Annotated in this window: 25 protein-coding genes and 1 pseudogene; 17 read left to right on the top strand and 9 right to left on the bottom strand. The window is 68.5% G+C overall.

Annotation, left to right across the window (positions count from 1 at the left end; translation table 11 throughout):
• Positions 1-9 precede the first annotated feature (9 nt).
• Positions 10-771, top strand: a complete 762-nt coding sequence (locus ACLJOO_RS41825; protein WP_410793832.1) for a DeoR/GlpR family DNA-binding transcription regulator — start codon at positions 10-12, stop codon at positions 769-771.
• Complete coding sequence (locus ACLJOO_RS41820) at positions 768-1,937, top strand: MFS transporter (RefSeq protein ID WP_410793831.1); 1,170 nt, start codon at positions 768-770, stop codon at positions 1,935-1,937. Before ACLJOO_RS41825 ends, ACLJOO_RS41820 begins: the two co-directional genes overlap by 4 nt.
• 89 nt (positions 1,938-2,026) lie before the next feature.
• Here the strand turns inward: ACLJOO_RS41820 and ACLJOO_RS41815 are convergent, their stop codons facing one another.
• Both ACLJOO_RS41815 and ACLJOO_RS41810 read right to left on the bottom strand, forming a co-directional pair.
• Entirely contained in the window at positions 2,027-3,133 is a 1,107-nt protein-coding gene (locus ACLJOO_RS41815; RefSeq protein ID WP_410793829.1) for a trans-sulfuration enzyme family protein, read from the bottom strand.
• Positions 3,134-3,201: 68 nt separating this feature from the next.
• The gene (locus ACLJOO_RS41810) at positions 3,202-3,810 is read right to left on the bottom strand and encodes a TetR/AcrR family transcriptional regulator (protein ID WP_410793827.1); all 609 of its coding nucleotides are present in this window, start codon (positions 3,808-3,810) and stop codon (positions 3,202-3,204) included.
• Between the two features lie 108 nt (positions 3,811-3,918).
• On the opposite strand from ACLJOO_RS41810, the gene ACLJOO_RS41805 reads away from it, so the two are divergent.
• From ACLJOO_RS41805 to ACLJOO_RS41795, 3 genes and pseudogenes are all read left to right on the top strand, one after another.
• Positions 3,919-5,136 carry a cytochrome P450 gene (locus ACLJOO_RS41805; RefSeq protein ID WP_410793826.1) on the top strand — a complete coding sequence of 406 codons (1,218 nt, stop codon included), beginning with the start codon at positions 3,919-3,921 and terminating at the stop codon, positions 5,134-5,136.
• 58 nt (positions 5,137-5,194) lie between these two features.
• A complete protein-coding gene (locus tag ACLJOO_RS41800) occupies positions 5,195-6,325 on the top strand; it encodes a D-alanine--D-alanine ligase family protein (RefSeq protein ID WP_410793825.1) in 1,131 nt (376 codons plus the stop codon).
• Between the two features lie 34 nt (positions 6,326-6,359).
• A pseudogene (locus ACLJOO_RS41795) lies at positions 6,360-6,773 on the top strand (carboxylesterase family protein); the annotation flags it as partial.
• 273 nt (positions 6,774-7,046) lie between these two features.
• Here ACLJOO_RS41795 and ACLJOO_RS41790 read toward each other — a convergent pair.
• The 4 genes from ACLJOO_RS41790 to ACLJOO_RS41775 all read right to left on the bottom strand — a co-directional run bounded on the left by ACLJOO_RS41790 (position 7,047) and on the right by ACLJOO_RS41775 (position 9,610).
• Positions 7,047-8,255 carry an RNA polymerase sigma factor gene (locus ACLJOO_RS41790; protein ID WP_410793823.1) on the bottom strand — a complete coding sequence of 403 codons (1,209 nt, stop codon included), beginning with the start codon at positions 8,253-8,255 and terminating at the stop codon, positions 7,047-7,049.
• Positions 8,256-8,311: 56 nt separating this feature from the next.
• Positions 8,312-8,728: a YciI family protein gene (locus ACLJOO_RS41785; RefSeq protein ID WP_410793822.1), complete on the bottom strand. Its 417-nt coding sequence runs from the start codon at positions 8,726-8,728 to the stop codon at positions 8,312-8,314.
• A gap of 123 nt (positions 8,729-8,851) precedes the next feature.
• A complete protein-coding gene (locus tag ACLJOO_RS41780; protein WP_410793821.1) occupies positions 8,852-9,238 on the bottom strand; it encodes a DUF3515 domain-containing protein in 387 nt (128 codons plus the stop codon).
• Between the two features lie 138 nt (positions 9,239-9,376).
• Complete coding sequence (locus ACLJOO_RS41775; RefSeq protein WP_198682133.1) at positions 9,377-9,610, bottom strand: Lrp/AsnC family transcriptional regulator; 234 nt, start codon at positions 9,608-9,610, stop codon at positions 9,377-9,379.
• A gap of 137 nt (positions 9,611-9,747) precedes the next feature.
• Between ACLJOO_RS41775 and ACLJOO_RS41770 the strand changes: the two genes are divergently transcribed.
• Genes ACLJOO_RS41770 through ACLJOO_RS41760 form a run of 3 tightly spaced genes read left to right on the top strand, consistent with a single transcriptional unit; the run spans position 9,748 to position 12,120 of the window.
• Positions 9,748-10,710 carry a thiamine-phosphate kinase gene (locus ACLJOO_RS41770; RefSeq protein ID WP_410793820.1) on the top strand — a complete coding sequence of 321 codons (963 nt, stop codon included), beginning with the start codon at positions 9,748-9,750 and terminating at the stop codon, positions 10,708-10,710.
• Between the two features lies 1 nt (position 10,711).
• The gene (gene thiD / locus ACLJOO_RS41765; protein ID WP_410793818.1) at positions 10,712-11,518 is read left to right on the top strand and encodes a bifunctional hydroxymethylpyrimidine kinase/phosphomethylpyrimidine kinase; all 807 of its coding nucleotides are present in this window, start codon (positions 10,712-10,714) and stop codon (positions 11,516-11,518) included.
• Positions 11,515-12,120 carry a DinB family protein gene (locus tag ACLJOO_RS41760; protein ID WP_410793816.1) on the top strand — a complete coding sequence of 202 codons (606 nt, stop codon included), beginning with the start codon at positions 11,515-11,517 and terminating at the stop codon, positions 12,118-12,120. The genes thiD and ACLJOO_RS41760 overlap by 4 nt, the downstream gene beginning before the upstream one ends.
• Here the strand turns inward: ACLJOO_RS41760 and ACLJOO_RS41755 are convergent.
• The gene (locus tag ACLJOO_RS41755) at positions 12,117-13,274 is read right to left on the bottom strand and encodes an ROK family protein (RefSeq protein ID WP_410793815.1); all 1,158 of its coding nucleotides are present in this window, start codon (positions 13,272-13,274) and stop codon (positions 12,117-12,119) included. The two genes, ACLJOO_RS41760 and ACLJOO_RS41755, sit on opposite strands and share 4 nt — an antisense overlap.
• A gap of 48 nt (positions 13,275-13,322) precedes the next feature.
• Here ACLJOO_RS41755 and ACLJOO_RS41750 point away from each other — a divergent pair, with 48 nt between their 5' ends.
• The 6 genes from ACLJOO_RS41750 (at position 13,323) to ACLJOO_RS41725 (ending at position 17,691) form a co-directional block, all read left to right on the top strand.
• Complete coding sequence (locus tag ACLJOO_RS41750; RefSeq protein WP_410793814.1) at positions 13,323-13,943, top strand: HAD-IA family hydrolase; 621 nt, start codon at positions 13,323-13,325, stop codon at positions 13,941-13,943.
• On the top strand, positions 13,940-15,163 hold the full coding sequence (locus ACLJOO_RS41745; RefSeq protein WP_410793812.1) for an MFS transporter: 1,224 nt from the start codon (positions 13,940-13,942) through the stop codon (positions 15,161-15,163). The genes ACLJOO_RS41750 and ACLJOO_RS41745 overlap by 4 nt, the downstream gene beginning before the upstream one ends.
• Before the next feature lie 39 nt (positions 15,164-15,202).
• The gene (locus tag ACLJOO_RS41740; RefSeq protein ID WP_410793810.1) at positions 15,203-16,036 is read left to right on the top strand and encodes an SMP-30/gluconolactonase/LRE family protein; all 834 of its coding nucleotides are present in this window, start codon (positions 15,203-15,205) and stop codon (positions 16,034-16,036) included.
• A 131-nt stretch (positions 16,037-16,167) separates the two neighbouring features.
• A complete protein-coding gene (locus tag ACLJOO_RS41735; RefSeq protein ID WP_410793808.1) occupies positions 16,168-16,650 on the top strand; it encodes a GNAT family N-acetyltransferase in 483 nt (160 codons plus the stop codon).
• 76 nt (positions 16,651-16,726) lie between these two features.
• Positions 16,727-16,951: a hypothetical protein gene (locus tag ACLJOO_RS41730; RefSeq protein ID WP_410793806.1), complete on the top strand. Its 225-nt coding sequence runs from the start codon at positions 16,727-16,729 to the stop codon at positions 16,949-16,951.
• The gene (locus tag ACLJOO_RS41725; protein ID WP_410793804.1) at positions 16,948-17,691 is read left to right on the top strand and encodes a peptidoglycan-binding protein; all 744 of its coding nucleotides are present in this window, start codon (positions 16,948-16,950) and stop codon (positions 17,689-17,691) included. Before ACLJOO_RS41730 ends, ACLJOO_RS41725 begins: the two co-directional genes overlap by 4 nt.
• A gap of 304 nt (positions 17,692-17,995) precedes the next feature.
• Here ACLJOO_RS41725 and ACLJOO_RS41720 read toward each other — a convergent pair whose 3' ends face one another.
• Together ACLJOO_RS41720 and ACLJOO_RS41715 are read right to left on the bottom strand one after the other, a co-directional pair.
• The gene (locus tag ACLJOO_RS41720; protein WP_410793802.1) at positions 17,996-19,570 is read right to left on the bottom strand and encodes a GxGYxYP domain-containing protein; all 1,575 of its coding nucleotides are present in this window, start codon (positions 19,568-19,570) and stop codon (positions 17,996-17,998) included.
• A 78-nt stretch (positions 19,571-19,648) separates the two neighbouring features.
• Positions 19,649-20,260 carry an HAD family hydrolase gene (locus ACLJOO_RS41715; protein ID WP_410793800.1) on the bottom strand — a complete coding sequence of 204 codons (612 nt, stop codon included), beginning with the start codon at positions 20,258-20,260 and terminating at the stop codon, positions 19,649-19,651.
• Between the two features lie 120 nt (positions 20,261-20,380).
• On the opposite strand from ACLJOO_RS41715, the gene ACLJOO_RS41710 reads away from it, so the two are divergent.
• From ACLJOO_RS41710 to ACLJOO_RS41700, 3 genes are read left to right on the top strand one after another with little or no spacing between them, the layout of a single operon-like run.
• Positions 20,381-21,655: an ABC transporter substrate-binding protein gene (locus tag ACLJOO_RS41710; RefSeq protein ID WP_410793798.1), complete on the top strand. Its 1,275-nt coding sequence runs from the start codon at positions 20,381-20,383 to the stop codon at positions 21,653-21,655.
• Position 21,656: 1 nt separating this feature from the next.
• Entirely contained in the window at positions 21,657-22,688 is a 1,032-nt protein-coding gene (locus tag ACLJOO_RS41705) for a carbohydrate ABC transporter permease (protein WP_410793796.1), read from the top strand.
• On the top strand, positions 22,678-23,505 hold the full coding sequence (locus ACLJOO_RS41700) for a carbohydrate ABC transporter permease (protein ID WP_131498669.1): 828 nt from the start codon (positions 22,678-22,680) through the stop codon (positions 23,503-23,505). The genes ACLJOO_RS41705 and ACLJOO_RS41700 overlap by 11 nt, the downstream gene beginning before the upstream one ends.
• Positions 23,506-23,527 lie beyond the last annotated feature (22 nt).

The raw sequence follows: 23,527 nt of genomic DNA, 5'->3' as shown, positions 1-23,527 counted from the left end.
TTTTTGCGCATGAGAAGTGCGGAACGGCACCAAGTGATCGTAGAACGACTGCGAGTCGTTGACCGAGTGTCGGTCCAGGAACTGGTCGAAGCGACCGCGGCCTCGGACATGACGGTCCGCCGCGACCTCGACTTCCTGGCGGCGCAGGGCGTCCTGAAGCGCGTCCACGGCGGCGCGGTGTCCGCGATGCCGTCCGGCCTGGAGCCGCCGCACTCGCTGCGCGCCCAGGCCGCCGTCGCCGCCAAGCAGGCGATCGCTCGCGCCGCTGTGGCGCACCTTCGCGACGGCGAGACGATCGTGCTCGACAGCGGTACGACGGCGCTCGAGACCGCGAAGCTCCTGCACGACCGTGCGATGACGGTGATGCCGCTCTCGCTGCACGTCGCGCACGAACTGGCCGACGCGCCGCGGATCCGGCTCCTGATGCCGGGCGGCGAGGCGCGCCAGGGGGAGCTGTCCCTGGTCGGTCCGCTGACCGTTGCCTCGCTGCGTGCGCTGCGGTTCGACGCCGCCGTACTGAGCCCGTGCGCGTTCAGCCTCGACGCCGGACTGACGGCTTTCGACCTGGGTGACGCCGAGGTCAAGCAGGAGGCGATGAACGTTGCCACCCGCACCATCGTGCTCGCCGACGGCGCCAAGTGGGACCGCGCCGCCCTCGCCTACGTCTGCCCGGCAGACCGCCCCGACCTGATCATCACCGACGACTCCGCACCCGAGGACCAACGAATCATGCTGACCCAACGCGGCGTACTGGTAGAGGTGGCAGGTTGACCGCCACCGCAGAGCTGCAGACCGCACCGCCCCGAGCCGCCCGTGTCGCTACCTGGTTGTATTTCGGTTTGAACGGGTTCGCCGTCGGGATGTGGGTCGTGCACATCCCGAGCATCGAACAGAAAACCGGCATCACCCACAGCACCCTTGGGCTGCTGCTCCTGGTCCTCGGCGGCGCCGCGTTCACCGGCATGCAGGTCGCCGGACCGCTCGTCGACAAGCTCGGCCAGCGACGGCTCGTCCCGGCGGCCGGCATCCTGCTCGGTATCGCGCTCGCCGGCCCCGGCCTGGCCACGAACTGGTGGACGCTCGGCCTCACGCTGATCCTCGTCGGCTTCGGCAACGGTTCGATCGACGTCGGGATGAACGCGCAGGCCGTCGTGGTCGAACGCGGCTATCCGCGGCCGATCATGGCCGCGTTCCACGCGATGTGGTCGATCGGCGGTGCGATCGCGGCGGTCATCGGCGCGGCCACGCTGAGGGTCGGCGTACCGACCGAGGTCACGCTCGGCTTGTCCGGCCTGGTCTGTATCGCGATCGCGCTGGCCGCCAGCCGGTTCTTGCTGGAGGCAACGGTCTCCGACGAGGACTCGGATGAGGGTGTGCCGAGGGAGAAGCCGCCGGCCAAGCTGGTCTGGGCGCTCGGCGGGCTCGCCTTCGGCCTGATGCTGTCCGAGGGGGTGGCCAACGACTGGGCCGCGCTGCACTTCCGCGACATCCTCGGCACCACGGTCAGTACGGCGGCCTTCGCGTACGGCGCGTTCGCGGTCGCGATGACCGTGGGACGGTTCCTCACCGACCGGGTCGCGGCCGTCGTCGGTCCGGCGGCGATCGTGCGCTGGGGCGCCGCGATGGCCGCGGTCGGTCTGACGCTGGTGATCGTCGTACCGTGGGTGTCCGTTGCGCTCGTCGGCTGGGCGATCTTCGGCCTCGGCCTCGCCGGCGGCGTACCGCAGCTGTTCACCGCCGCCGGCAACCTCGACCCGCGCTCGTCCGGCGCGCTGATGGCCCGCGTCGTCGGCCTCGGGTACGTCGGCCTGCTCGCGGGTCCCGCACTGATCGGCGGTCTCGCGCACTGGATGCCGCTGAACATAGCGTTCATCCTGCCGGTCGCGCTGTGTGTGCTGACGTTCTTCGGCGGACCGGTGCTCAAGAACAACCGCTGATGGGTAAGCGTCCGGGATGCCGGGTTAGCCCACCAGATCCCGGACGCAAACCCTGCATCTCGGACGTCAACCCACCAGATGCGGGGAGGTCAGCGGGCGAGCGCCTGCTCTAGGTCGGTCCACAGGTCGTCGGGGTGTTCGATTCCGACGGACAGGCGGATCAGGTCCTCGGGGATCGTCGGGACCTCGATCGGCCAGCGGCGGCGGCGTTCCAGCATCGACTCGACGCCGCCGAGGCTGGTCGCGTGCACCCAGAGTTCGGTGCTCTCGCAGACCTTCTGGGCGCCGGCCGCGTCGCCGCCGAGCTCGAACGCGAGGATCGCGCCGAAGCCGGACATCTGCGCCGCGGCGCGGTCGTGTCCCGGATCGTCCGGCAGACCGGGGTAGCGGACCCGGCTGACCCGCGGGTGCTCGCGCAGCCGCTCGGCCAGGAACGCGGCGTTCGACTGGGCCCGCTCGAGGCGGAGAGCCAGCGTGCGCAGGCCGCGGAGCGCGAGCCAGGCCTCCATCGGGCCCGGGACCGCGCCGAGGCTGCGGCGACGCAGGTCGATCGCCGACCACAGGTCGTCGTCCGCGGTGACGACCGCGCCGAGGAGGACGTCCGAGTGACCGGCGATGAACTTGGTTGCCGAGTGCATCACTACATCCGCGCCGAGCCGCAGCGGCTGCTGGAGCAGGGGAGTGGCGAACGTGTTGTCGACGACGACGGTTACGCCGGCGGCACGACCGGCTGCGGCGAGGGCCGGGATGTCGGCGACCTCCATCGCGGGGTTCGTCGGTGATTCGATCCACAGCATGTCAGCGCCGTCGACCGCTTGGACGGCTGCGTCCGTGTCGGCGATGTCGACGCGGTCAACCTTGAGCCGGCCGGTCGCCGCTTGCTGGTCGAGGAGCGCGAGTACGCCGGAATACGCGTGCTGCGGCGCGACCACGCGGCCACCGACCGGGATCAGGTCGATGAGGGCGGCCGCGGCGGCCATTCCGGAGGCGAAGGTCAGCGCGAGGCCACCCTCCAGCTTGCCGAGGGTCTCCTCGAGTGCGGTCCAGGCATCGTTGCCGAACCGCCCGTAGCCGCGATCCCCGCCGGCGACGTACGTCGAGCTGAAGACCGGGGACTCGCCGACCGGAGCATTCGGCACCCGCTCCGGCCGACCTGCGTGGACGACGACGGTGGACGGATCGAGCTCAGGAGTCATGCCCCGAATTCTCCCTGCCCACTGATGGATTGCGTCGCGCGGGTCAGGGGTCCTGCGCGTCGGGTGGGTCAGATGTCTTGTGCGCCGGGGAGTGGGACGCCGCCGGTGCAGAGGAGGCGCATCGCGCGGCGGGCCAGCGCCTTCGCCTCGACGGTGTCCGGGGTGTCGACCCAGACGCGGACGACCGTCTCGATGATGTTCATCGCAATCCCGGCGGACAGGGCGGCGACGAACTCCGAGCGGCGCGGGTCGTCCGTGGGCAAACGGCGTACCAGCTCGTCGGCGAGATCGGTGCGGAAGCGCCAGATCAGCTCGTTCAGGTGGGCGCTCACCGACCCGGTCTGCTCCGCCAGGTCGAACACCGCGCGGATCCGGTCCGGGTTGCGCTCGAGTTGCTCGAGGACCCGCTCGATCACCGCGCGCAGACCGTCCGACAGATCCATAGCGGGCTGCTCGCGGAACCAGTCGACCGCGTCGGCCAGGCAGTCGTCGACGAACTCGAGGACCAGCCCCTCCTTGGTCGGGAAGTACCGGTACAGCGTGCTCGGCCCGACCTCGGCCGCCGCCGCGATCTGCTCGACCGTCGTCCGGCCGAACCCGTTGTCGCTGAACAGCTCGAACGCCTTGTCCGCGATCAGCCGGCGGGTCCGCTCCCGCTTCACTTCGCGCAGTCCCATCAGCACCTCCGCGGGCAGGGTACCGCCTCCGACGCGCCGCAAGCCTGTTCCTAATCGGAAGCGTCAGCCATATGGTAGTCACTACCAAATTCTTCCGTTGGGGGTGCGATGACCGAGAGCTTTCCCGTCCGCAGGCCGTCCGGTTGCCCGTTCGATCCGGCCCAGGAGTACGCCGCGTTCCGCCGTACCGAGGCGCCTGCGAAGGTGTCCACGCCGGCCGGCGTCGACGCGTACGTGATCAGCCGGTACGACGATGTCCGCACCCTGCTCCGGGACGGCCGGCTGAGTTCGCGGCTGGCGCCGTCCGATCACGTCGTACCGGACGCCGATCTGGACCGGGAGGCGGAGTCGGGGTCGATCCTGCAGGTGGACGGGGCGGCGCACAAACGGTTGCGCAGGATGCTGGCGACCGAGTTCGCGGTCAAGCGGATGGAGGCGATGCGGCCGCGGATCGCGTCGATGATCGAATCGCGGATCGACGCGATGCTGGCTCATGGTGGTCCGGTGGATCTGGTGCAGGAGTTCGCGTTGCCGATCCCGTCGCTGGTGATCTGCGAGCTGCTGGGCGTTCCGTACGCGGACCGCGACGAGTTCCAGGAGCGGAGCGCCCTGCTCGTCCGGGTCGACGGGTGGACCGACGAGATCGGGCGCGCCAGTGACGAGCTGAACCAGTACATCGTCGGCCTGGTGCTGGCGAAGCAGGCACATCGCGAAGACGACGTGCTGTCCCGGCTCATCACCCGCGGCGAGGAGCTCGGTACGCCGCTGAGCCTGGAGGAGCTGGTGACGGTTGGGGTCACGCTGCTGATCGCCGGCCACGAAACGACCGCGAACATGATCGCGCTCAGCACGCTAGCGCTGCTAGCGAATCCGGCGCAGCTCGATGCGCTGCGGGCCGATCCTTCGCTCGCACCGGCCGCGGTGGAGGAACTGCTGCGTTACCTGTCCGTGGTGCACTTCGGACTGTTCCGGTACGTCACCGACAACCTGCCCGTCGGTCCGCTGACGATCGACGCCGGCGGTTACCTGATCGCGGCGCTGTCCTCCGCCAACCGCGACGAGAGCGTGTTCCCGGACCCGGACCGGCTGGATCTCGAGCGGAACGCGGCGGCGCATGTGGCCTTCGGGTTCGGGCCGCACCAGTGCATCGGCCAGCAGCTCGCGCGGGTCGAACTGCAGGAGGTGTTCACGCGGTTGTTCGCCCGCATTCCGACGCTGCGACTCGCCATACCGTTCGAGGAGATCGACTACAGAGACAACACGCTCGTGTACGGAGTGACAGCGTTGCCAGTCACCTGGGACGGGCCGCTACCGACTGCGATCTGAAGGGTTCTTAACCGAACCCCGGTCGGAACCTGATCTCCGGGCCGCTACAGTCGAGCCGGTGAGTGAGTACTCGGAAAGTCAGCGAAAGCCCCGTGTCGCCGTCGTGTTCGGCGGCCGGTCGAGCGAGCACGCCATCTCGTGCGTGACCGCCGCGAACGTCCTGCAGGTGATCGACCGGGACAAGTACGACGTGGTCCCGGTCGGCATCAGTACCAGCGGGCACTGGGTGCTCGAGAGCGGCGACCCGGAGCGGCTGTCGATCACCGACGGCAAGCTCCCCGAGGTCGACGTGACCGCGATGCCGGTGCTGTTCGGCGCGAACCGCGAACTCGTGGTCAGCGAACCCGACCAGGTGCCGAGCACGCTCGGCGAGGTCGACGTGGTCTTCCCGCTGCTGCACGGCCCGTGGGGTGAGGACGGCACCATCCAGGGTCTCCTCGAGATGTCCGACATCCGGTACGTCGGTTCCGGCGTCCTCGCCAGCGCCGTCGGCATGGACAAGCACTACATGAAGGTCGTCTTCCAGGCCGCCGGGCTCGAGGTCACGCCGTACGTCGTGATCCGCGACCGGGACTGGATGCGGGACGCCGACGCGTGCCGTGCGGCGGTGGACGCGCTCGGCTACCCGGTGTTCGTGAAGCCGGCCCGCGGCGGGTCGAGCCTCGGGATCAGCAAGGTGAACAGCCTGGACGAGCTCGACGAGGCGGTCGCGGTGGCGCGGGCGCACGACCCGAAGGTGATCGTCGAGGCGTCGGCGAAGAGTCCGCGGGAGATCGAGGTCGGGGTCCTCGGCGGCCTGAACGGCGGCAACCCGGAGGTCAGCGTCTGCGGCGAGATCTCGGTCTCGGGCGGCGGGCACGACTTCTACGACTTCGAGACCAAGTATCTGCCGGAGGGCGAGGAGTACACCGCGCTGTCGGTGCCGGCCGAGTTGCCGTCGGCGATCGCGGACGAGATCCGTGCCAAGGCGCTGATCGCCTTCGACGCGATCGAGGCCGAGGGCCTGGCGCGGGTCGACTTCTTCCTGGACGCCGACAACCGGGTCGTCATCAACGAGATCAACACGATGCCCGGGTTCACACCGACCAGCATGTTCCCGCGGCTGTGGGCAGAGTCCGGCAAGGACTACGCGGCCCTCGTCGAGCATCTCCTGCAACTGGCCATGACCCGCCCCACCGGGCTCCGCTGACCTCACCGGATGGGCGCTCGCCAGCACGCAGTACGGGCCCGTCCGGGGAACTGACGGCAGCGTCCTGTCCTTCAAGGGCATTCCGTACGCCGCGGCGCCGGTCGGGCCGAACCGCTTCCAGCCGCCGCGCCCACCGGAGCCGTGGACGTCGCCCCGTGACGCGAGTGATTACGGGGCGACTGCGCCGCAGACCCGCACCGAGGGCGTGATGGGTTCATCGAGTCGTGGGTTTCGGCGGCCAATCGCAGCCTCGATCCACGACTCGCCGTTCCCGAGACCGACGAAACGCTACGACTCGGCGGGTGCAGGTCGGCGTACGCCGTGTACCAGTCCTCCGACGGAGCAGCACCCGGAGCCGCACGGGCGGTATATCCGTTCGGGGCCGGGTCGACGTGCCATGCGATGCCGCGCGTCCCGGGACAGGACCCCCGCAGACGGGGCTGGATAACCCCTCGTGTTGGGGGTTCTCCCCTCGCGTACCAGGGGAGAACCCCCAACACGATGGGTTATCCGTTCGTGTGACTGATCGGTGGATGGCGCCCCGGAGCCGGGGAACTGAGGGCTGCTGGGGGCGCTGGGGAGGATTGCTTCCTGGGTCGCCTGGCGGGCAGTGCACAGGAACTGGTGCGAGTGCCCAGGAAATAGCCTGTTCACCGGCCTCGCCACGCGGGCACCGGCCCCCGGAGCGGGACGTGGCGCGGGGGCGGGATGAGGGTGGCTGTCAGGGGTTGGGGAGGGTGTTGGCGCGGGTGCGGAGGTAGCGTTGTTGGGGGATGCTGGTTGTTCGGTTTGCTGCTTCCTCGTATGCCGCTCGGGCGCCCGATGCGTCACCGGACATCTCTAGGAGGTGTGCTCGGACCGCCGACAGGCGGTGGTCCTTGGCGATTCGGTCGTCGTGTTCGACCGATCCCAGTAACGCGAGCCCATCTGCCGGCCCTTGCGCCATCGCGACTGCGACTACGTGGTTGAGGGCAACCATCGGGTTGTCGGTGAGCTGTAGCAGCACCTCGTACAGCGCGACGATCTGCCGCCAGTCCGTCTCCTCGGCCGTCGGCGACTCGTCGTGCACCGCGGCGATCGCCGCCTGCAGTTGGTACGGCCCGACCGGTCCACGCGGCAGCGTCGCCGTGATCAGCTCGACGCCCTGCCGGATCAGCTCCGGAATCCACAGCGATCGGTCCTGCTCCGCCATCGGTACCAGTTCGCCGAGCGGCCCTGTCCGCGCCGGTCGCCGCGCGTCCGTCAGCAACAACAACGCCAGCAACCCGGCGACCTCGGCGTCATCCGGAAGCAGCCTGTGCAGCATGCGCGCCAACCGGATCCCCTCGGCCGCCAGCTCGACGCGTTGCAGGCTCGGCCCCGTCGTACTCGCGTAGCCCTCGTTGAAGATCAGGTACACGACCTTCAGCACCGCTCCCAGCCGCTCGTCGCGATCGGCCGGCATCGTGAACCGCGCGCCGCTGTCCTGCACACTGGCCTTCGCCCGGGTGATCCGCCGCGTCATGGTTGCCTCCGGCACCAGGAACGCCCGCGCGATCTCCGCCGTCGTCAGACCACCGACCGCGCGCAGCGTCAGCGCGATCTGCGACGCCGGCGACAACGACGGATGGCAGCACAGGAACAACAACACCAAGGTGTCGTCCGCGTCCCCGACCGGCTCGCCCTGCAGCGCCCAGGCCGCGACCCGGTCCTCCCGCCGCTGACGGGCCTGCTCCCGCCGGAGCAGATCCGTCAGCCGACGAGAAGCGACCGTGATCAACCAGCCACGCGGGCTGTCCGGCACCCCGTCCACCGGCCACTGCTGCGCCGCCGCGAGCAGCGCCTCCTGCACCGCGTCCTCAGCCGTGTCGAAGTGCCCGTACCGCCGAACCAGCGCCCCGAGAACCTGCGGCGCCAACTCCCGCAGCAGCTCCTCGAGCGGCACGGTCATGAGTCACGGCTCCAAGACCACGCCGGCGGCCCATCCAGATGCGCGGTCATCGTCGATCACTCCACCAGCTCGTCGCGACCTTCGACGAGCGGGCGGATGTCCGCGTACGCCGTCGCGCGGACGAACTCGGGCGCCGGCGTGTCGGCGAGCCGTGACGCGATCTCCGTGGCCCGGTCGAACGACTCGCACTCGACGATCCAGTACCCCGCGAGCACCTCCTGCGTCTCGGCGTACGGCCCGTCGGTCACCACCGACTGCCCGTCCTTCGACCCCAGCCGCCGGGTCAGCACCGGCGCCGCCAGGCCACGCGTCTCGACCAGCTCACCCGACTCGATCAGCTCGTTGTTGAACTTCTCCATGAACGCCCCCATCGCCGCGAAGTCCTCCGGCTTCCAGGCAGGCTTCCCCGTGTCCTTCCCCGCCATCCCGTCGTAGTCCTGCTGCGACGCATAAGTCAGGATCATGTACTTCATCAACCGCTCCCGTCCTCCGAGCACCCACCACAGGGCACTTCCACCCGAGACGTCGCCCCCGCCGCCGGCAACCGGACACCACTCGGCAGACGAATTTCGATCTCGTCAAGGAGTATGCAGTCGTCAGGTGCAGGGTGTGACGAGTTTGTCGAATCTGTGGACAGCGTCGGAGACGTCGGTGAGGGCGTTGGCTTCGGGGGTGTATTTGGCGGGGACGGCTACCTCGAAGTAGAGGCTGCGGCCGATGGTGGTGAAGATGAAGCCGTTCTCGACCTGTTTGGCGAACCAGCCGACGCCGTTGACCTCGAAGCACTGGGACTGGGCTTCGGCCATGCCGGCCGGGGGCGTGACGCCGCAGGTCATCTCGATGGGCGGGTCGCCGTACGCCGTGGTCAGAGGGCTCTTCGGCGAGGCCTCGCGGCGTTCGGCGTCGAGGACTTTGGCGGGGAGTGCCTTGACCAGCTCGGCGCAGGCGGCTGCCACCTCAGGCGCGGGGGAGGGGACCGGCACAGGCGTTGGCCCCGGGCTGCACCCGGCGATCAGCAGCACACAGAGTGCAGCACCAACGGTCCGGGCACGGGAACGGGCCGGTCCGGCGGAAGGGAGTCTGGGCATGCTGAGAAGTGGCCGGGTCCCCGTGGTGGAGGGTCAGATGTGGACGACGGGGCAGGTCAGGGTGCGGGTGATGCCGGGGACGTTCTGGACCCGGGCAACCACCAGTTTGCCCAGTTCGTCGACGTTGCGGGCTTCCGCGCGGACGATCACGTCGTACGGACCGGTGACGTCCTCGGCCAGGGTGACGCCCTGGACCTCGGCGATCTGTGCCGCGACGTCGGCCGCACGGCCGACCTCGGTCTGGATCAGGATGTAGGCCTGGACCACCACGTCGTTCTCCACTCAGTCGTCCTCAGCTGGCTCCGGTCACCCGCAGGCGTACTGCGGGACGTCCGGGCGTACTCTTCGTTGCCCGGTCACGGTACCGCCTAGACTCCGCCTAGCGATATGGGAGGTCTGCTGACGTGACAGAGACGTTGGGGAGCACGGGTGAGTTCGGCCTGATCGCGGCCGTCACCAAAGGGCTGTCCACAGGTGAGGACGTCCTGGTCGGTCCCGGTGACGACGCGGCCGTGATGGCGGTGCCGGACGGCCGCATGGTGATCACGACGGACCTGCTGGTCGAGGGCCGGCATTTCCGCCGGGACTGGTCGTCGGCGTACGACGTGGGCCGCAAGGCCGCCGCACAGAACCTGGCCGACGTGGTGGCGATGGGTGCCCGCCCGACCGCGCTCGTGGTCGGTTTCGGCGGCCCGGCCGACCTGCCGACCGCCTGGGCGTTGGAGCTGAACCAGGGCCTTGTCGACGAGTGCGAGCTGGTCGAGGCGAGCATCATCGGCGGCGACACGGTCCAGTCCGACAAGATTGTCGTCTCGGTGACCGCGTTCGGCTCACTGGACGGCCGTCCGCCGGTGCTGCGCTCGGGTGCCCGTCCGGGTGACGAGGTCGCGTACGTCGGCCGGCTCGGCTGGGCCGAGGCGGGCTGGGCGGTGCTCGCTCGCGGGTTCCGCTCGCCACGGGCCGTCGTCGAGGCGCATCGGCGCCCGCAACCGCCGTACGCCGAAGGTCCGCTGGCCGCGCTCGCCGGGGCCTCCTCGTTGTGTGACGTGAGCGACGGCCTGCTGTCCGATCTCGGCCATATCGCGACGGCGAGCCAGGTCATCATCGACGTGCACACGAAGGCGCTGACGGTGCCCGAGCCGCTGCAGGCGGTGGCTGCGGCGACCGGTGTGGACGCGATGAAATTCGTGCTGACCGGCGGCGAGGACCACGCCCTGGTCGGTACCTTCGAGCCGGCCGACGTCCCCGAGGGCTGGACCGTGATCGGCTCGGTTGCTGAGGGCAACGAGGAGCGACCGGCCGGGACCGTGACCGTGGACGGCGCGCCGTATGCTGCAGACACCGGACACGCCCATTTCAGGAGTTGAGATGCCGCCCCCCAGAGTGCTGACGATCGCCGGTTCCGACTCCGGCGGCGGGGCCGGGATCCAGGCGGATCTGAAGGCGATGCTCGCGAACGGTGTGCACGGCATGAGCGTGCTCACTGCCATCACCGCGCAGAACAGCATCGGCGTCCAGGGCGCCTGGGAGTTGCCGGAGGAGCAGGTCCGCGCCCAGTTCCGCAGCGTGGTGGACGACATCGGGGTCGACGCGGTGAAGACGGGCATGCTGGCGTCCGAGTCGATGGTCCGCGTCGTCGCGTCGCTGCTGCGGACCCTGCCGCCGGAGGTGCCGATCGTGGTCGATCCGGTGTCGGTGTCCAAGCACGGCGACGCTCTGCTCGCGGCCGACGCGATGGAGGCGGTGCGCGCGGAGATCGTCCCGCTGGCCACAGTCCTCACTCCGAACCTCACGGAGCTCGGTCCGGTCTCCGGCATCGACCTGGAGACGGTGGAGGACCGGGAGATCGCTGCGAAGACTCTGCTCGAGGCAGGTGCGTCGTGGGTACTGGTGAAGGGCGGACACGACGTCGGTACGGCGTCCGTCGACGTGCTGCACGGTCCAGGCGTACGGCGGTCGTACAGCGCGCTCCGGGCCGACAACAGGCACACGCACGGCACGGGATGCACGCTGGCCAGCACCATCGCGTCGTACCTTGCTCGTGGGTACGACGTACCGGGTGCTGTCGGCGCTGCGAAGGAGTACGTGACCGGGGCGATCGCGGCCGGGTTCGCGCTCGGCGACGGCATCGGTCCGGTTGATCATGCGTGGAGATTCAGAGGGAGTGGCAGTTGAGCAAGCAGCAGCCCCCGGTCGACGGGTACTGCGAGCAGTGCGGTTTCAACTACGACACCGGGACCTTGCAGAGCACGGTGACGCTGCTCGTCCGGCAGTCGGCGGACTGCAGCATGGCCCTGACGAAGGCCGCGGCCGGTCCGGATCCGAACGTGGTGCGCCTGCGACCGGAGCCGGACGTGTGGTCGGCGATCGAGTACGCATGCCACGTGCGCGACGTACTCGAGGTGCAGCGGTACCGGATCGCGCAGTGCCTGGCTGAGGACCGGCCCGTGTACGCGCCGATGGACCGGACCGGGCGGGTGAAGCAGGAGAAGTACGAGCTCCAGGACCCGATGGAGGTCGCAGCCGCGCTGGTGCGGAACGCGCGCGAGTTCGGGGCCGCGGCGCGAGTGCTGCAGCCGCAGGAGTTGGGGAAGCTGGGCCTCTACAACTACCCGGTCCGAGCCCCGCGCACGCTGGGCTGGCTCATCCGGCACACCGCCCACGAGATCCAGCACCACCGCCACGACATCCTCGAGATCCTGGCCAAGGTAGAACCCCCGATCGTCCCCAAGCCGAAGGCCGAAGAGGCTGCAGAAGGCGTAGAGGCTGCCGACTAGCGCTGGGCGGCCCAGGCGGCGATGGCTTGTTCGCTGGTGAGTTGGTCGAGTGCTAGGGCGGCTGCGCCGCGGAGTGGGCCGTCGAGTTGGTGTGTTGCCGGCAAGACCGGTGGGGGAGTACTGCGGTGGAATGTCATCAGACCGCTCTCGTACGCCTCTGCGAAGGTCTCCTCCGCAGCTGCGCGCAGAGGGATCGCCAAGCCGCCGATCGTCACCACGTCCGGGTCGTGCGCGTTCACGAGGCCTGCGATGCCGTAGCCGAGTGAGGTGACCACACTGGTCACTGCGGCGCGGGCAGCCCGGTCAGTGCGACGGAGTACCTCTTCTGTGTAGGCAACGGGGTCGTCCGGCGTCGGCTGCTTCAGGTAGCGCGCCAGAGCGCGTCCGTCGATCTCCAGGTCCCAGCAGCCACGGGCACCGCACGGACAGGTACGGGACCGGTCACCGAACGGCATGTGGCCGTACTCGCCACCTGCTCCCGACGCGCCCTGTGCCGGTACCCCATCGATCAGCAGCGTCCCGCCGATCCCCACCTCGATGATCAGGTGTACCGCCGTACCAGCTCCTGCAGCAGCGCCAGTACGCGCCTCGGCCACCCCACTCAGCGTCGCGTCGTTGCCAGCGAGCAGCGGTACGCCGGTGTCGCCAGTGACTTGTGCGAGGTCCAGCTCGACCCACTCCAGCGTCGGTGCCTGCATCAGGTGGTTGTCACGGACAGTGCCCGGTACGGCGAGGCTCACCATCTGGAGCCGAGCGCCGTACCGCTGCTGCGCCTGCTCCACCTCACGCCTCAGGTTGTTCAGCACGACCTGTGCGCGCCGACTGCGGTGTCGCTTGTACTGCGGTTCCTGCAGCGACCCGTCGAGTGCTACGACCGCACTCCGCCAACTGCTCTGCCGCAGGTCGAGTACGAACACCACAGGTCCCTGCGGATGCGGCTGCAGCACCGTGGTCGGCCGACCACGACCCTGACTGGGAGCTGGAACCTCAGTCAGCAGCCGTACGTCGCGTAGCCGAGCGGTCACCTCGGTCGCCGAACCCGTGCTCAACCGCAGCGCCCGCGCGACCGCCGCCCGCGTGATCCCGGGCTGACGGGTGAGCTGGGTCAGCACGTCCGCAGCCGTCTGCCACTGTCCACGACGTACTGGAGTCATCACTGCCCTTCCCGTTATGCTCGGAGGACGAGTTTAATAGGAGGGCACATGGAGATCCGGGACATCCGCGCGGTCCTGTTCGACATGGACGGCACTCTGGTCGATTCCGACGCGATCGTCGACCGGAGCTGGAGCCGTTGGGCGACCGAGTACGGCCTGTTGCCGGCCGAGGTGCTCGCTGTCGCGCACGGGAACCCCGCGGTGGCGACCGTCGCGCAGATGCTGCCCGACGCGACGCCGGCCGAGCGTGCTGCGGCGGCGGCGCGGGTGCTCGATCTCGAGGTCAACGACGTCGACGGTGTGGTGGCGAAGCCGGGTGCGCTGGATCTGCTCGCCACGCTGGATCGGATCGGCGTGCCGTGGGCGGTCTACACCAGTGCGCCGGCCCAGCTCGCGAAGGTACGACTGACCGCGGCCGGGATCGCGCCGTCGATCCTCGTCACGGTGGACGACGTCAGCCGTGGCAAGCCGGACCCGGAGGGGTACCTGAGGGCGGCGGAGCTTCTCGACGTACCCGTGACGCAGTGTCTGGTGGTCGAGGACACCGTCGTCGGGTTGTCGGCCGGCCAGGCCTCTGGTGCGCTCACGGCCGGTCTGAAGGGCATTTCGGCGGACATCGAGCTGGCTGATCTGCACCGGCTCGACGCGCTGTTCAAAGGTCTGGAATGACCGCGGGCGCACAGGCCCCGCCGCGGAGCGGTGCCCGCGGCGACGAGATACGCATCGGGATCGCGCTGTCCGCGATGGGGTTCGTGCTGGCGGGGCTCGGCGCCTGTGTGGCGATCCTCGCGCGGGATCTGGACGAGCCGACCAGCCGGCTGGCGCTGCTGTCGTCGGGGTTCGCGGTCGGGCTGTTGCTGGTCGCGGTGGTCGGTCCGCGGATGCTCAAGCTCTGGTCGATGCCGACGGTGCTTGGACTCGGGTCGGTCGTCTGCGCGGTGGGCGCGGTTCTCATCGCGGTCGCTCCGGCGTACGTGGTGGCTATCGCCGGTGGGCTGTTGGTCGGGCTCGGCGGCGCGCTCCTCGTTCTGGTCGCTCCGCTGATGCTGAACGGGCCGACGGCCGCCGCCCGCCTGAGTCGGGTGAACGCGGTCGCCAGCGGGACCGGAATCCTAGCGCCGCTAGCAATCGGCACCCTCGACGGTCTAGGCCCCAGCGGACGCTACGCCATGCTCGCCGCGGCCCCTCCGCTCCTTTTCCTAGCGCTGCTAACTCGGCGCTCCCGCCCACCCCACCCAACGGCCTCGAAACCTCCATGGGAGTCGAAAGAGGAGGCCGGTGTGCCGGTGTTGATTGATTCGGCTCCGGCTGTTGGGTTGGGGCGGAAGTGGCGGCGGGTGGGGCGGCGGGTTGTCATGGATGTCGGCGCGGGGTGGCTCCGTGTCGTGCTGTCGGTGTCGGTCGAGTTCTGCTTCGTGGTGTGGGCCGTGGCGCGGTTGGTTGCCAGCGGGTTGCCCACAGCAGCTGCCGCGCTGCTCGGCAGTGCGTTCCCGATCGGTATGGCGGTCGGCCGCGCGATCGGACCAATCCGCTACCGCGGTTGGTCGCCGGTCTTCCCCTCAGGCGCACTCGCGGCTTGCGGCACGTTGCTGGTGAGCCTGTTCGACGCCCCGGCCGTGGTCGCACTCGGCCTGGTCGTGGCCGGTCTCGGAGTCGCCCCGCTGTACCCAGTAACGCTCGCAGCCCTAGTCGCAACCCCGGGCCTCAGCTCGGCCCGTCTCGCCGCAGTCGGCGCAATGGCCTCCGGTACGGCGATCCTCATCGCGCCGGCGCTCCTCGCCGTACTCGCACGGGTCGTCGATCTGCGGACGGCGTACCTCGTGACGTTGCCGTTGATCGCCGTACTTTTTCTGCTCAGCCGTCGATCTGACCGGGCCGCGTTCGTGTAGAGGGTGAACGAGCCCGAAAACGACGAACGAGGTGACGTGATGAAGCTTCTGCTGGACGGCCTGGCCTTTCCCGAAGGAGCACGCTGGCACGACGGCCGGTTGTGGTTCTGCCACTGGATCGAGCAGCAGATCATCGCTGTCGACGCCGACGGCACGACGGAGACATTCGAGGCGCCGGTCGAACGCTTGATGGGCTGGTCCGTCGACTGGCTCCCGGACGGCCGGATGCTGACCACCGGCGACAAACTGCGCCGGTACGAGCCCGACGGCTCGATCACCGTGCTCGCCGAGCAGGGCGCGAACGAGATGGTCGTGGATGCCCAGGGCAACATCTATCTGAACGGCGCGGACTTCGACTTCGCCGGCGGCGAGGAGCCGAAACCCGGCTGGATCAAGCTGGTCACACCCGACGGCCAGGTCCGCCAGGTCGCCGACGATATCCAGTTCCCGAACGGGATGGTGCTGACACCGGACGGCCGGACGCTGGTGATCGCCGAGTCGTTCGCCGGGCGGCTGACCGCGTTCGACGTCGAGCCGGACGGCGGGTTGTCGAACCGCCGCGTGTACGCCGAGAACCTCGGCCCGGACGGTATCTGCCTCGACGCCGAGGGAGCGATCTGGTGCCAGACCTGGGGCGAGGGCGTGGTCCGCGTCGCGGCGGGTGGCGAGATCCTCGAGCGTGTCGACGTACCCGAGAACCGGGCGCCGTTCGCGCTCGGCCTGGTCGACTTCGACGGCCCGACGCTGTGCATCCTGACCGCGGAATGGCGGATGGACGACAGCATCGCCGACAACCTCGGCCGCCTCACCAGCGGCCCGCGGACCGGGCAGATCCACACGATTCCGGTCGCCGTACCGCCGGTCGCTCGCTAGCATCGCGGACATGGAGTGCTTCGCCGCCGGGCGTACCCGGCGCTGATCCCGGCCGACTGCCGCCTGCGCGTTGTGCGGTGGGCCGGTCACGCCTGCCCGGATTTCTCCTTCACTCGCGAGAGGCACGCTCCATGCACATTCGTACGTACGTCGACGCTGACCTGGCCCGGCTGATCGACCTCACCATCGACACGTTCGGGCCGTTCTACGAGGAATCGTTCCGGCCGCTGGTCGGCGACCTGATCTTCACCCGCCAGCACGGCGACTGGCGCGGCGACTACCGCAACCAGGTCGCCGGGTTGCACGATCCGGCCGTGCACAAGTACGTCGCCGTTGCCGTCGCCGACGACGTACCTGCCGGGTACGTCGCCTGGCATCTCGACCCCGCTCGCGGTCAGGCCACGGTCGAGATCTTGGCGGTCGCGCGCGAGCACCGCCGCTCCAGCATCGCCACTGCGCTCTGTGAGCACGCGTTCGCGGCGATGCGAGCCGAGGGAGCGGAGTACGTCGAGATCGGCACCGGCGGCGATGACTTTCACGCGCCGGCGCGGGCGTTCTACGAATCCATCGGATGCGTGAAATTGCCGGTGGCGGTGTATTTCCGCGAGCTGTAGTCGAACCCCACGGGCCGGAGCATGATGAGGAGATCAGGGCTGGGGGCTTTCATCGTGGTGAGGGGGAGGCATTGCCATGACCGACAACGAGCGGCCGTCGCTCGAGGAACTGGACAAGTTGCCGGACGACATGTCGCAGGAAGATCAGGCCAAGTTGCTCGTCGAACCGAGCTTCGACCATGACATCGACAACGAGGCGGCAGAGCTGGAGGCCGAGTTCGGACCCGCCGAGGACGGTGAGTACGGCCGGACGCAGGCCGCCGACCCGGAGCCGACGTACACCGGCGGGGCCGGATCATGAGCGGCCTCGAGGACATGATCCACACCGCCGAACTCGACCTCGGGCTCGGCGAGCCGAACAAGATCCAGAAGTGGTACCGCGACCGCAACGGCCCGGCGTTCGCGGGCAACTTCGCGTGGTGCGACGCGTCGATCACGTTCTGGGCCTGGAACTCGGACAACCAGGGTGCGGTGACGTTCGGCGGCGACTTCGCGCTGACCACAGCCCACGCGAAGGCGTTCAAGAACCACAGTCAGTGGCACGTGGACGTCGCGGGGATCCGGCGCGGTGACATCGTCTTCTTCGACTGGGACGGCACCGACATCAAGGCGCGGATCGACCACGTGGGACTCGTCACCGGGGTCAGCGGCTCGAAGGTCTACACGATCGAGGGCAACTACAGCAACAAGTGCGGCCGGCACACGCGGATGGCCGCCACGATCGCCGGCTACGGGCGGCCGTCGTACGTCCACTCGACCGGGCCGCGCACCGGGTTCGTGACGTTCCCCGGCAAGTCGTTCTTCGCGATGGGCCGCCGGAGCCCGATCATCGCCGCGATGCACGACCGGCTCGTGGCTGTTGGCTGCAACAAGTACGAAACCCAGACGAACAAGGACGTCTGGGGCACCGGCGACCTCAAGTCCTACTCCGCCTGGCAGAAGAAACTCGGCTTCCAGGGATCGGTAGCCCAGCCAGGCTCCGACGCCGACGGCATCCCCGGCAAGCAGACCTGGGACAAACTCAAGGTCCCGCGCACCTAGCAGTCGTCACCAACCAACCCGGGCGAAGGCGGGTTGTCGTGGTGGACACGGGCCAGCACTCGCGACCGCCCGCCCACCCGCCGTACGCACGCTCTCACCCACGCACCCGCCCTGGATCTCCAGGCCATCACAATCTCTGGCCGGCGGGGCCGAGCACGCTGGAGCGGGCTGGTCGGGGCAATTGTGATGGCCTGGCGGTCGTCTTCAGCAGACGAACGACGGGAGCGCGGGGTGGCGGACGCCGGGAGGGCCGGAGAGGCGGGCGGTGGGGCGATCGCCGAGCTGGGCGCCCGCGCGACTGCGGCTACGGTTTGGCGTGCTTGGCGAGCATGCGGACCAGGGTGTCGGGTGGGATGACTCTGACGTGTGGGGCGAGACCGTCGACGACGGTGAGGACGTTGTCGACGGACTTGCTCCAGGCGTGCCAGACGACGACTGAGTAGCCCGCCGTCGAGAAGGGATTGCGGGTTGCGGTGTTCAGTTCAGAGGTGACGGAGGCCTCGTCGGCGCCGTCGAGGCCGTCCCAGAGCATGGTGCGGGCCGAGATGACGGGCTTGCCCTCGGACCAGACGACCTTGCCCTTCAGGCTGTCGTACCTCGAGTACTCGAGGTAGATCAGGCCGTCGATCTCGGGACGCTTGAGGTACGACGACCACAGCCGGGTGTTCTTGAACGCGTCGAAGTCGATGATCTGCGCGACCGACAGATCGGCCCGCCCCATGGCCCGGGCGAGGGACGCGGTGTGCTTCTCCAGCGCGGCGGCGGGGTAGCGGCTCGGGTACATGTAGCCGCCGCCGGACGGGCCGACCACCCAGCGGTCCTTCCGCGACTGGTCGTAGAACCAGCGCATGACGGACGGCGCGAGATCGATCAGCGACGGCGAGATACCCCACCCGAGGTCGACCTCACCCCGGCGCGGACTCCCGAACCACCGCGGATCGGTGGGGAAGTCACCAAGAGCCCACTGAATGTTGTCGCCATCCGTGATCAGGAAGGTGACGTAATGCGCGTCGGGGTCCGGGGTCGGAGCTTGCGCCGGGACGTGCTGCGTCAGGCGGTCTTCGGAGATGCCTGACAGCACCGACAGGTTGCGGGCGTGGTCGGCGGGCAGGGCTTTCACGCCGGTGGCCGAGTTCACGCCGATGAAGGCGTCCTCGCCCGCCGAGGCGTCGCCCCAGCCGATGACTGTGGCGTCGTCGTCCAGCGCGTCGACCACGTCGGCGCGGAACTCCGAGTTGCCGTCGAAGAAGGCGAACGTCCCCGCCATCGTGACGTAGTCCCGGAGCCGCTCCGGGATGTCGGCGCGCTGCTCGACCACGACGTCGTGCCGCAGCCGGGGCCAGTACGTCTCGAACACCCAGCGGTCGTCCTTGTCCCGCACGTCCAGGACCTTGCGCAATCCGTTCCGGATCGCGAGTGCCTCCAAGCTTTCCTCGATCGCCACAGCACCCGTCACGCCGGCGAGCGTGGTCGCGACGTTGACCGACGGGGTGCCTGTACGGAAGAGAACATATCCGGGAACGCCGGACCGCCTGACGGTTTTCCACAGGTCTCCGGGACGCGTCCGGACGCCGTACCGCGAGACCAGGTCGTCCAGCCAGTGCTGGTACCCGAGCGTCGGCAGGTTCAGGTACAGCGACTCGCTGCCGCCCCGCGCCATCAGGCCCTGCAGCGTCGTCGCCAGCGTCCGCTCGGGCAGGCTCAGCGAGTTCTCGTCGAAGACGTTCAGCACCCGCGGCCGCTGGCCTTTGGGGTACGCCGACGGAGCGGTCGCAGCGCCGAACGCCAGGGACGGCGAGACGGTCGCGGCGAGCCCCAGACCGGCGGTGAGCCCCAGCGCACTACGGCGGGAGAGCGTACGGCGGGAGCGATCGGACATGTGGAGCCTCCAGTGAGCGGCTGGTCGACTGTCCTACGTTGTCATCTGCCCGGCGACGATGTCACAGCCTTCACGTCATCACAAGACCTCAGGCAGGTCATGACGCCGAAACAGCTCAATCAGCGCCGGTACGCCGGCCGACAGGTCGTACACCTCGGCGCGCAGTCCGACGCTCAGAGCGCCCTCCACGTTGGCCACGTTGTCGTCGATGAACAGCACCGACGAGGCAGGCAGATTCAACGCGCCGAGGATCGCCCGGAAGTACGCCGGATCCGGCTTGGCCAGCCCGAGGTCGCACGAGTAGAACGTCCGGTCGAACCATGCGCCGTACCCGCGCTCGTCCTGCATGATCGCCCGCCGGTACCCCTGCTGGTTGGTCGCCAGGTGACACCCGACGCCGGCCGACCGCAGCGACTGGATGAGCGCGATCACCTCGGGCTCCGCGACGAACCAGCTCCACGGCTCGAGCGCCTCGTCGACGGACGCCGGCGAGTTCCAGCGCCGCAGTACGTCGGCCAGCGCGTCCCGGAAGTCGACTTTCCCGACCAGCGCCGGCTTCTCGGCCGCCATCAGGTCCGCGACGAACGCGTCGCCGTCGGACGGCACGAGCGAGGTCAGCTGGGACCACCAGTCGCGGTCGGGTCGCTGGACGACCCCGTCGGCATCGAAGAGGACTGCGCTGGGACTCATGGAACCCAATCTTGTCATCGGAGGCTTGACCGGTTCAGTCGGTATGCGCTTACCTAATGGCTACGTAAACATATCTGGACACCTTCCGGCGAAATCCAACAGAAAGCGCCAGGTGAGGCTATGACCTTGAGCAGAAGGCACTTCCTCGCGGCCGGCTCCGCCATAGCCGCCGCGGGTCTCACCGGCTGCGGATCCCGCAGCTCGCTGGGCGGCTCGAACGAGCTCAGCATGTGGACCTGGGTCGGGTCCGTCAACGACGACCTGATCGGCCAGGCGGAGAAGGCGATTCCGGGGTACGACGGCATGAAGCTGGCGATGACCCGAATCGGCTCCAACTACAAGACCAAGGTGCTGACCGCCCTGGCCGGCAAGTCCCTCGTCCCGGACATCGTCGCGATCAACGACGACGTCGCGACGTACTTCCCGAACGCCGACCAGTTCTACGATCTCAACGAGCTCGGCGCGAAGGAACTCGAGAAGGACTTCCTGCCCTGGAAGTGGAAGTGGGGCATCACGCCGGCGGGCAAGATGATGGCGTACCCGATGGACACCGGGCCGACCGCGCTCTTCTACCGGACCGACATCTTCCAGAAGGCCGGCGTCGACATCGATCCGGCCGCGGTCGCGGGGATCGCGCCGGACTGGGATGCCTACATCACGCTCGGCAAGAAGCTCAAGCAGGCCGTGCCCGGCTCCGCGATCACCGACAACATCACCAGCATCTACGGCTACCGGATGGCGCAGCAGTCGAAGCGCTACATGACGCCGGACGGGCAGTACCTCGGCGATCAGGACCACGTGCGGCAGTCGTTCGATCTCGCCGTCCGGGTGGTCAAGGAAGGTCTCTCGGCCAACGCGCAGAACTCGACCGACAAGAACGCGGTCGTCACCAACGGCCAGCTCGTCGCGTTCAACGGGGCCGTCTGGTGGGCCCAGCTCGGGCCGAAGAACGCCGCGCCGAAGACGAAGGGACTCTGGCGGGTCACGGCGGCTCCTGGTGGCGCCGGCAACAAGGGCGGGTCCTTCCTGGCGATCACGAAGTACTGCAAGAACCCGAAGGCGGCGTTCGCGTTCATCAGCTGGCTGGAGTCGGCGAAGAACCAGGCCCAGGCGTTCCTCGACCCGGTCCTGTTCCCGTCCACACCGGACTCCTACACCGATCCGAAGCTGTCCGCGCCGGATCCGTTCTTCGGCGGCCAGAAGATCGTCGACGTGTTCGCGGAGTCCGCCAAGAAGTACCCGGGCGCCTACTTCTCGCCGTACGACACCATCATCGACACGCCGATCGGCGCCGAGCTCGTGAACGTCGAGGCGTCCGGCAAGGACCCGGATCAGGCCTGGGCCGACGCCCAGCACCAGATCGAACGCGAACTCACCCGAGCGGGGGCGATCTGAGATGGCTGTCACCAGCAAGACTGCCCCGGCCGCAATCACCAGGCCGTCCACCACCGCGGAGAAGCCGCCGAACAAGTACAAGCAGGCATTCCCGCAGTACGCCGCTGTCTCGCCGTTCTTCATCCTCTTCGCGATCTTCGGCGCGTTCCCGGTGCTGTTCTCGATCTGGATCTCGTTCCACTCCTGGGACGGCATCGGGCAGATGAAGTGGGTCGGCCTGGAGCAGTACAACTACCTGCTCACCGATGCCACGTTCTGGAAGACCATCAGCAACACGATGATCATCTGGGTGCTCTCGACGGTCCCGATGCTGCTGCTGGCGCTGGTGATCGCCAACGCCCTGCACAACGCGACCCGGCTGCGCACCTTCTACCGGATCGCGTACTTCATCCCGAACGTCACCTCGGTGGTCGCGATCACCCTGGTGTTCGGCTCGATCTTCAGCAACAACTTCGGCCTGCTGAACGCGTTCCTGCGCTCGATCGGCGTCGGCGAGGTGCAATGGCTGACCTCGCCGTGGGGGATCAAGATCGCGATCGCCACCATCGTCACCTGGCGCTGGGTCGGCTACAACGCGATCATCTACCTGGCCGGCCTGCAGGCGATCTCCGCCGACGTGTACGAGGCCGCCAAGGTCGACGGTGCGAGCCCGCGGCAGACGTTCTGGCGGATCACCGTCCCGATGATGCGGCCGGTCATCCTGTTCACCGCGGTCACCTCGACGATCGGCGGACTGCAGATCTTCACCGAGTCCCGGGTGCTGTTCGGCGACACCTCCAACATCGGCGGCCCCGGCGACGCCGGCCTGACCATCGTCTCGTACCTGTACCAGAGCGCGTTCATCAAGAACCAGTTCGGGTACGGCGCCGCGATCGGCTGGGCCCTGTTCATCCTGATCGTGCTGTTCAGCATCATCAACTGGCGGCTGATCGGCGGAAACGACGACGAACGACTGACCCGACGCGCCGCTCGGCGAGTGGAACGCAGGATCGCAGCCCAGAATGCCAAGAGGGAGGCCGCAGATGTCCGTTGAGCGCATTCGCACCGCCGTCGGTCACATCGTGCTGATGTTCGGCGTGCTGGTCTCGCTGTTCCCGTTCTACTGGATGGTGGTGATGGCCTCCAACACCACCCCGGACATCTTCAGCTACCCGCCGAAGCTGTTGATCGGCTCGCACCTGTTCGAGAACATGGGCAAGGTGCTCGACAACATCGACTTCTTCGGCTCGATGCTGCTCACGCTGATCGCTTCCCTCGGCGTCACGGTCCTGGTGCTGTTCTTCGACTCGCTGGCCGCGTTCGCGTTCGCGAAGTACGAGTTCCCCGGCCGGAACCTGCTGTTCGGCCTGCTGCTCGCGACCTTCATGATCCCGGCCCAGCTGTCGCTGGTGCCGCAGTTCGTGACGCTCGCCGAGTTCGGCTGGATCGGGTCGCTGAAGGCCCTCATCATCCCGGGCGCGGCGAACGCGTTCGGGATCTTCTGGATGCGCCAGTACGCCAAGGGCGCCATCCCCGACGAACTCATCTCGGCCGCCAAGGTCGACGGCGCCGGATTCTTCCGGCAGTACCTCACCGTCGGCCTGCCGGTGCTCCGGCCCGGTCTGGCCTTCCTCGGTATCTTCACGTTCATCAACGTCTGGAACGACTACCTCTGGCCGTTGATCGTGATGACCGACCCGAACCGCCTCACCCTCCAGGTCGCTCTCGACCAGCTGAACGGCATCTACGGCACCGACTACTCGATGGTGATGGCCGGTGCGCTGATGAGCGTCATCCCTCTGATCGGCGTCTTCCTGATCGGCGCCCGCTCGTTCATCGCCGATCTCGCGGCAGGCGCCATGAAGTTCTGACCCAACCGACAAACCAGACACG

The organism is Kribbella sp. C-35 (assembly GCF_046549195.1).
Classification (GTDB): Bacteria; Actinomycetota; Actinomycetes; order Propionibacteriales; family Kribbellaceae; genus Kribbella.
This window is presented reverse-complemented; position numbering and strand designations above follow the sequence as displayed.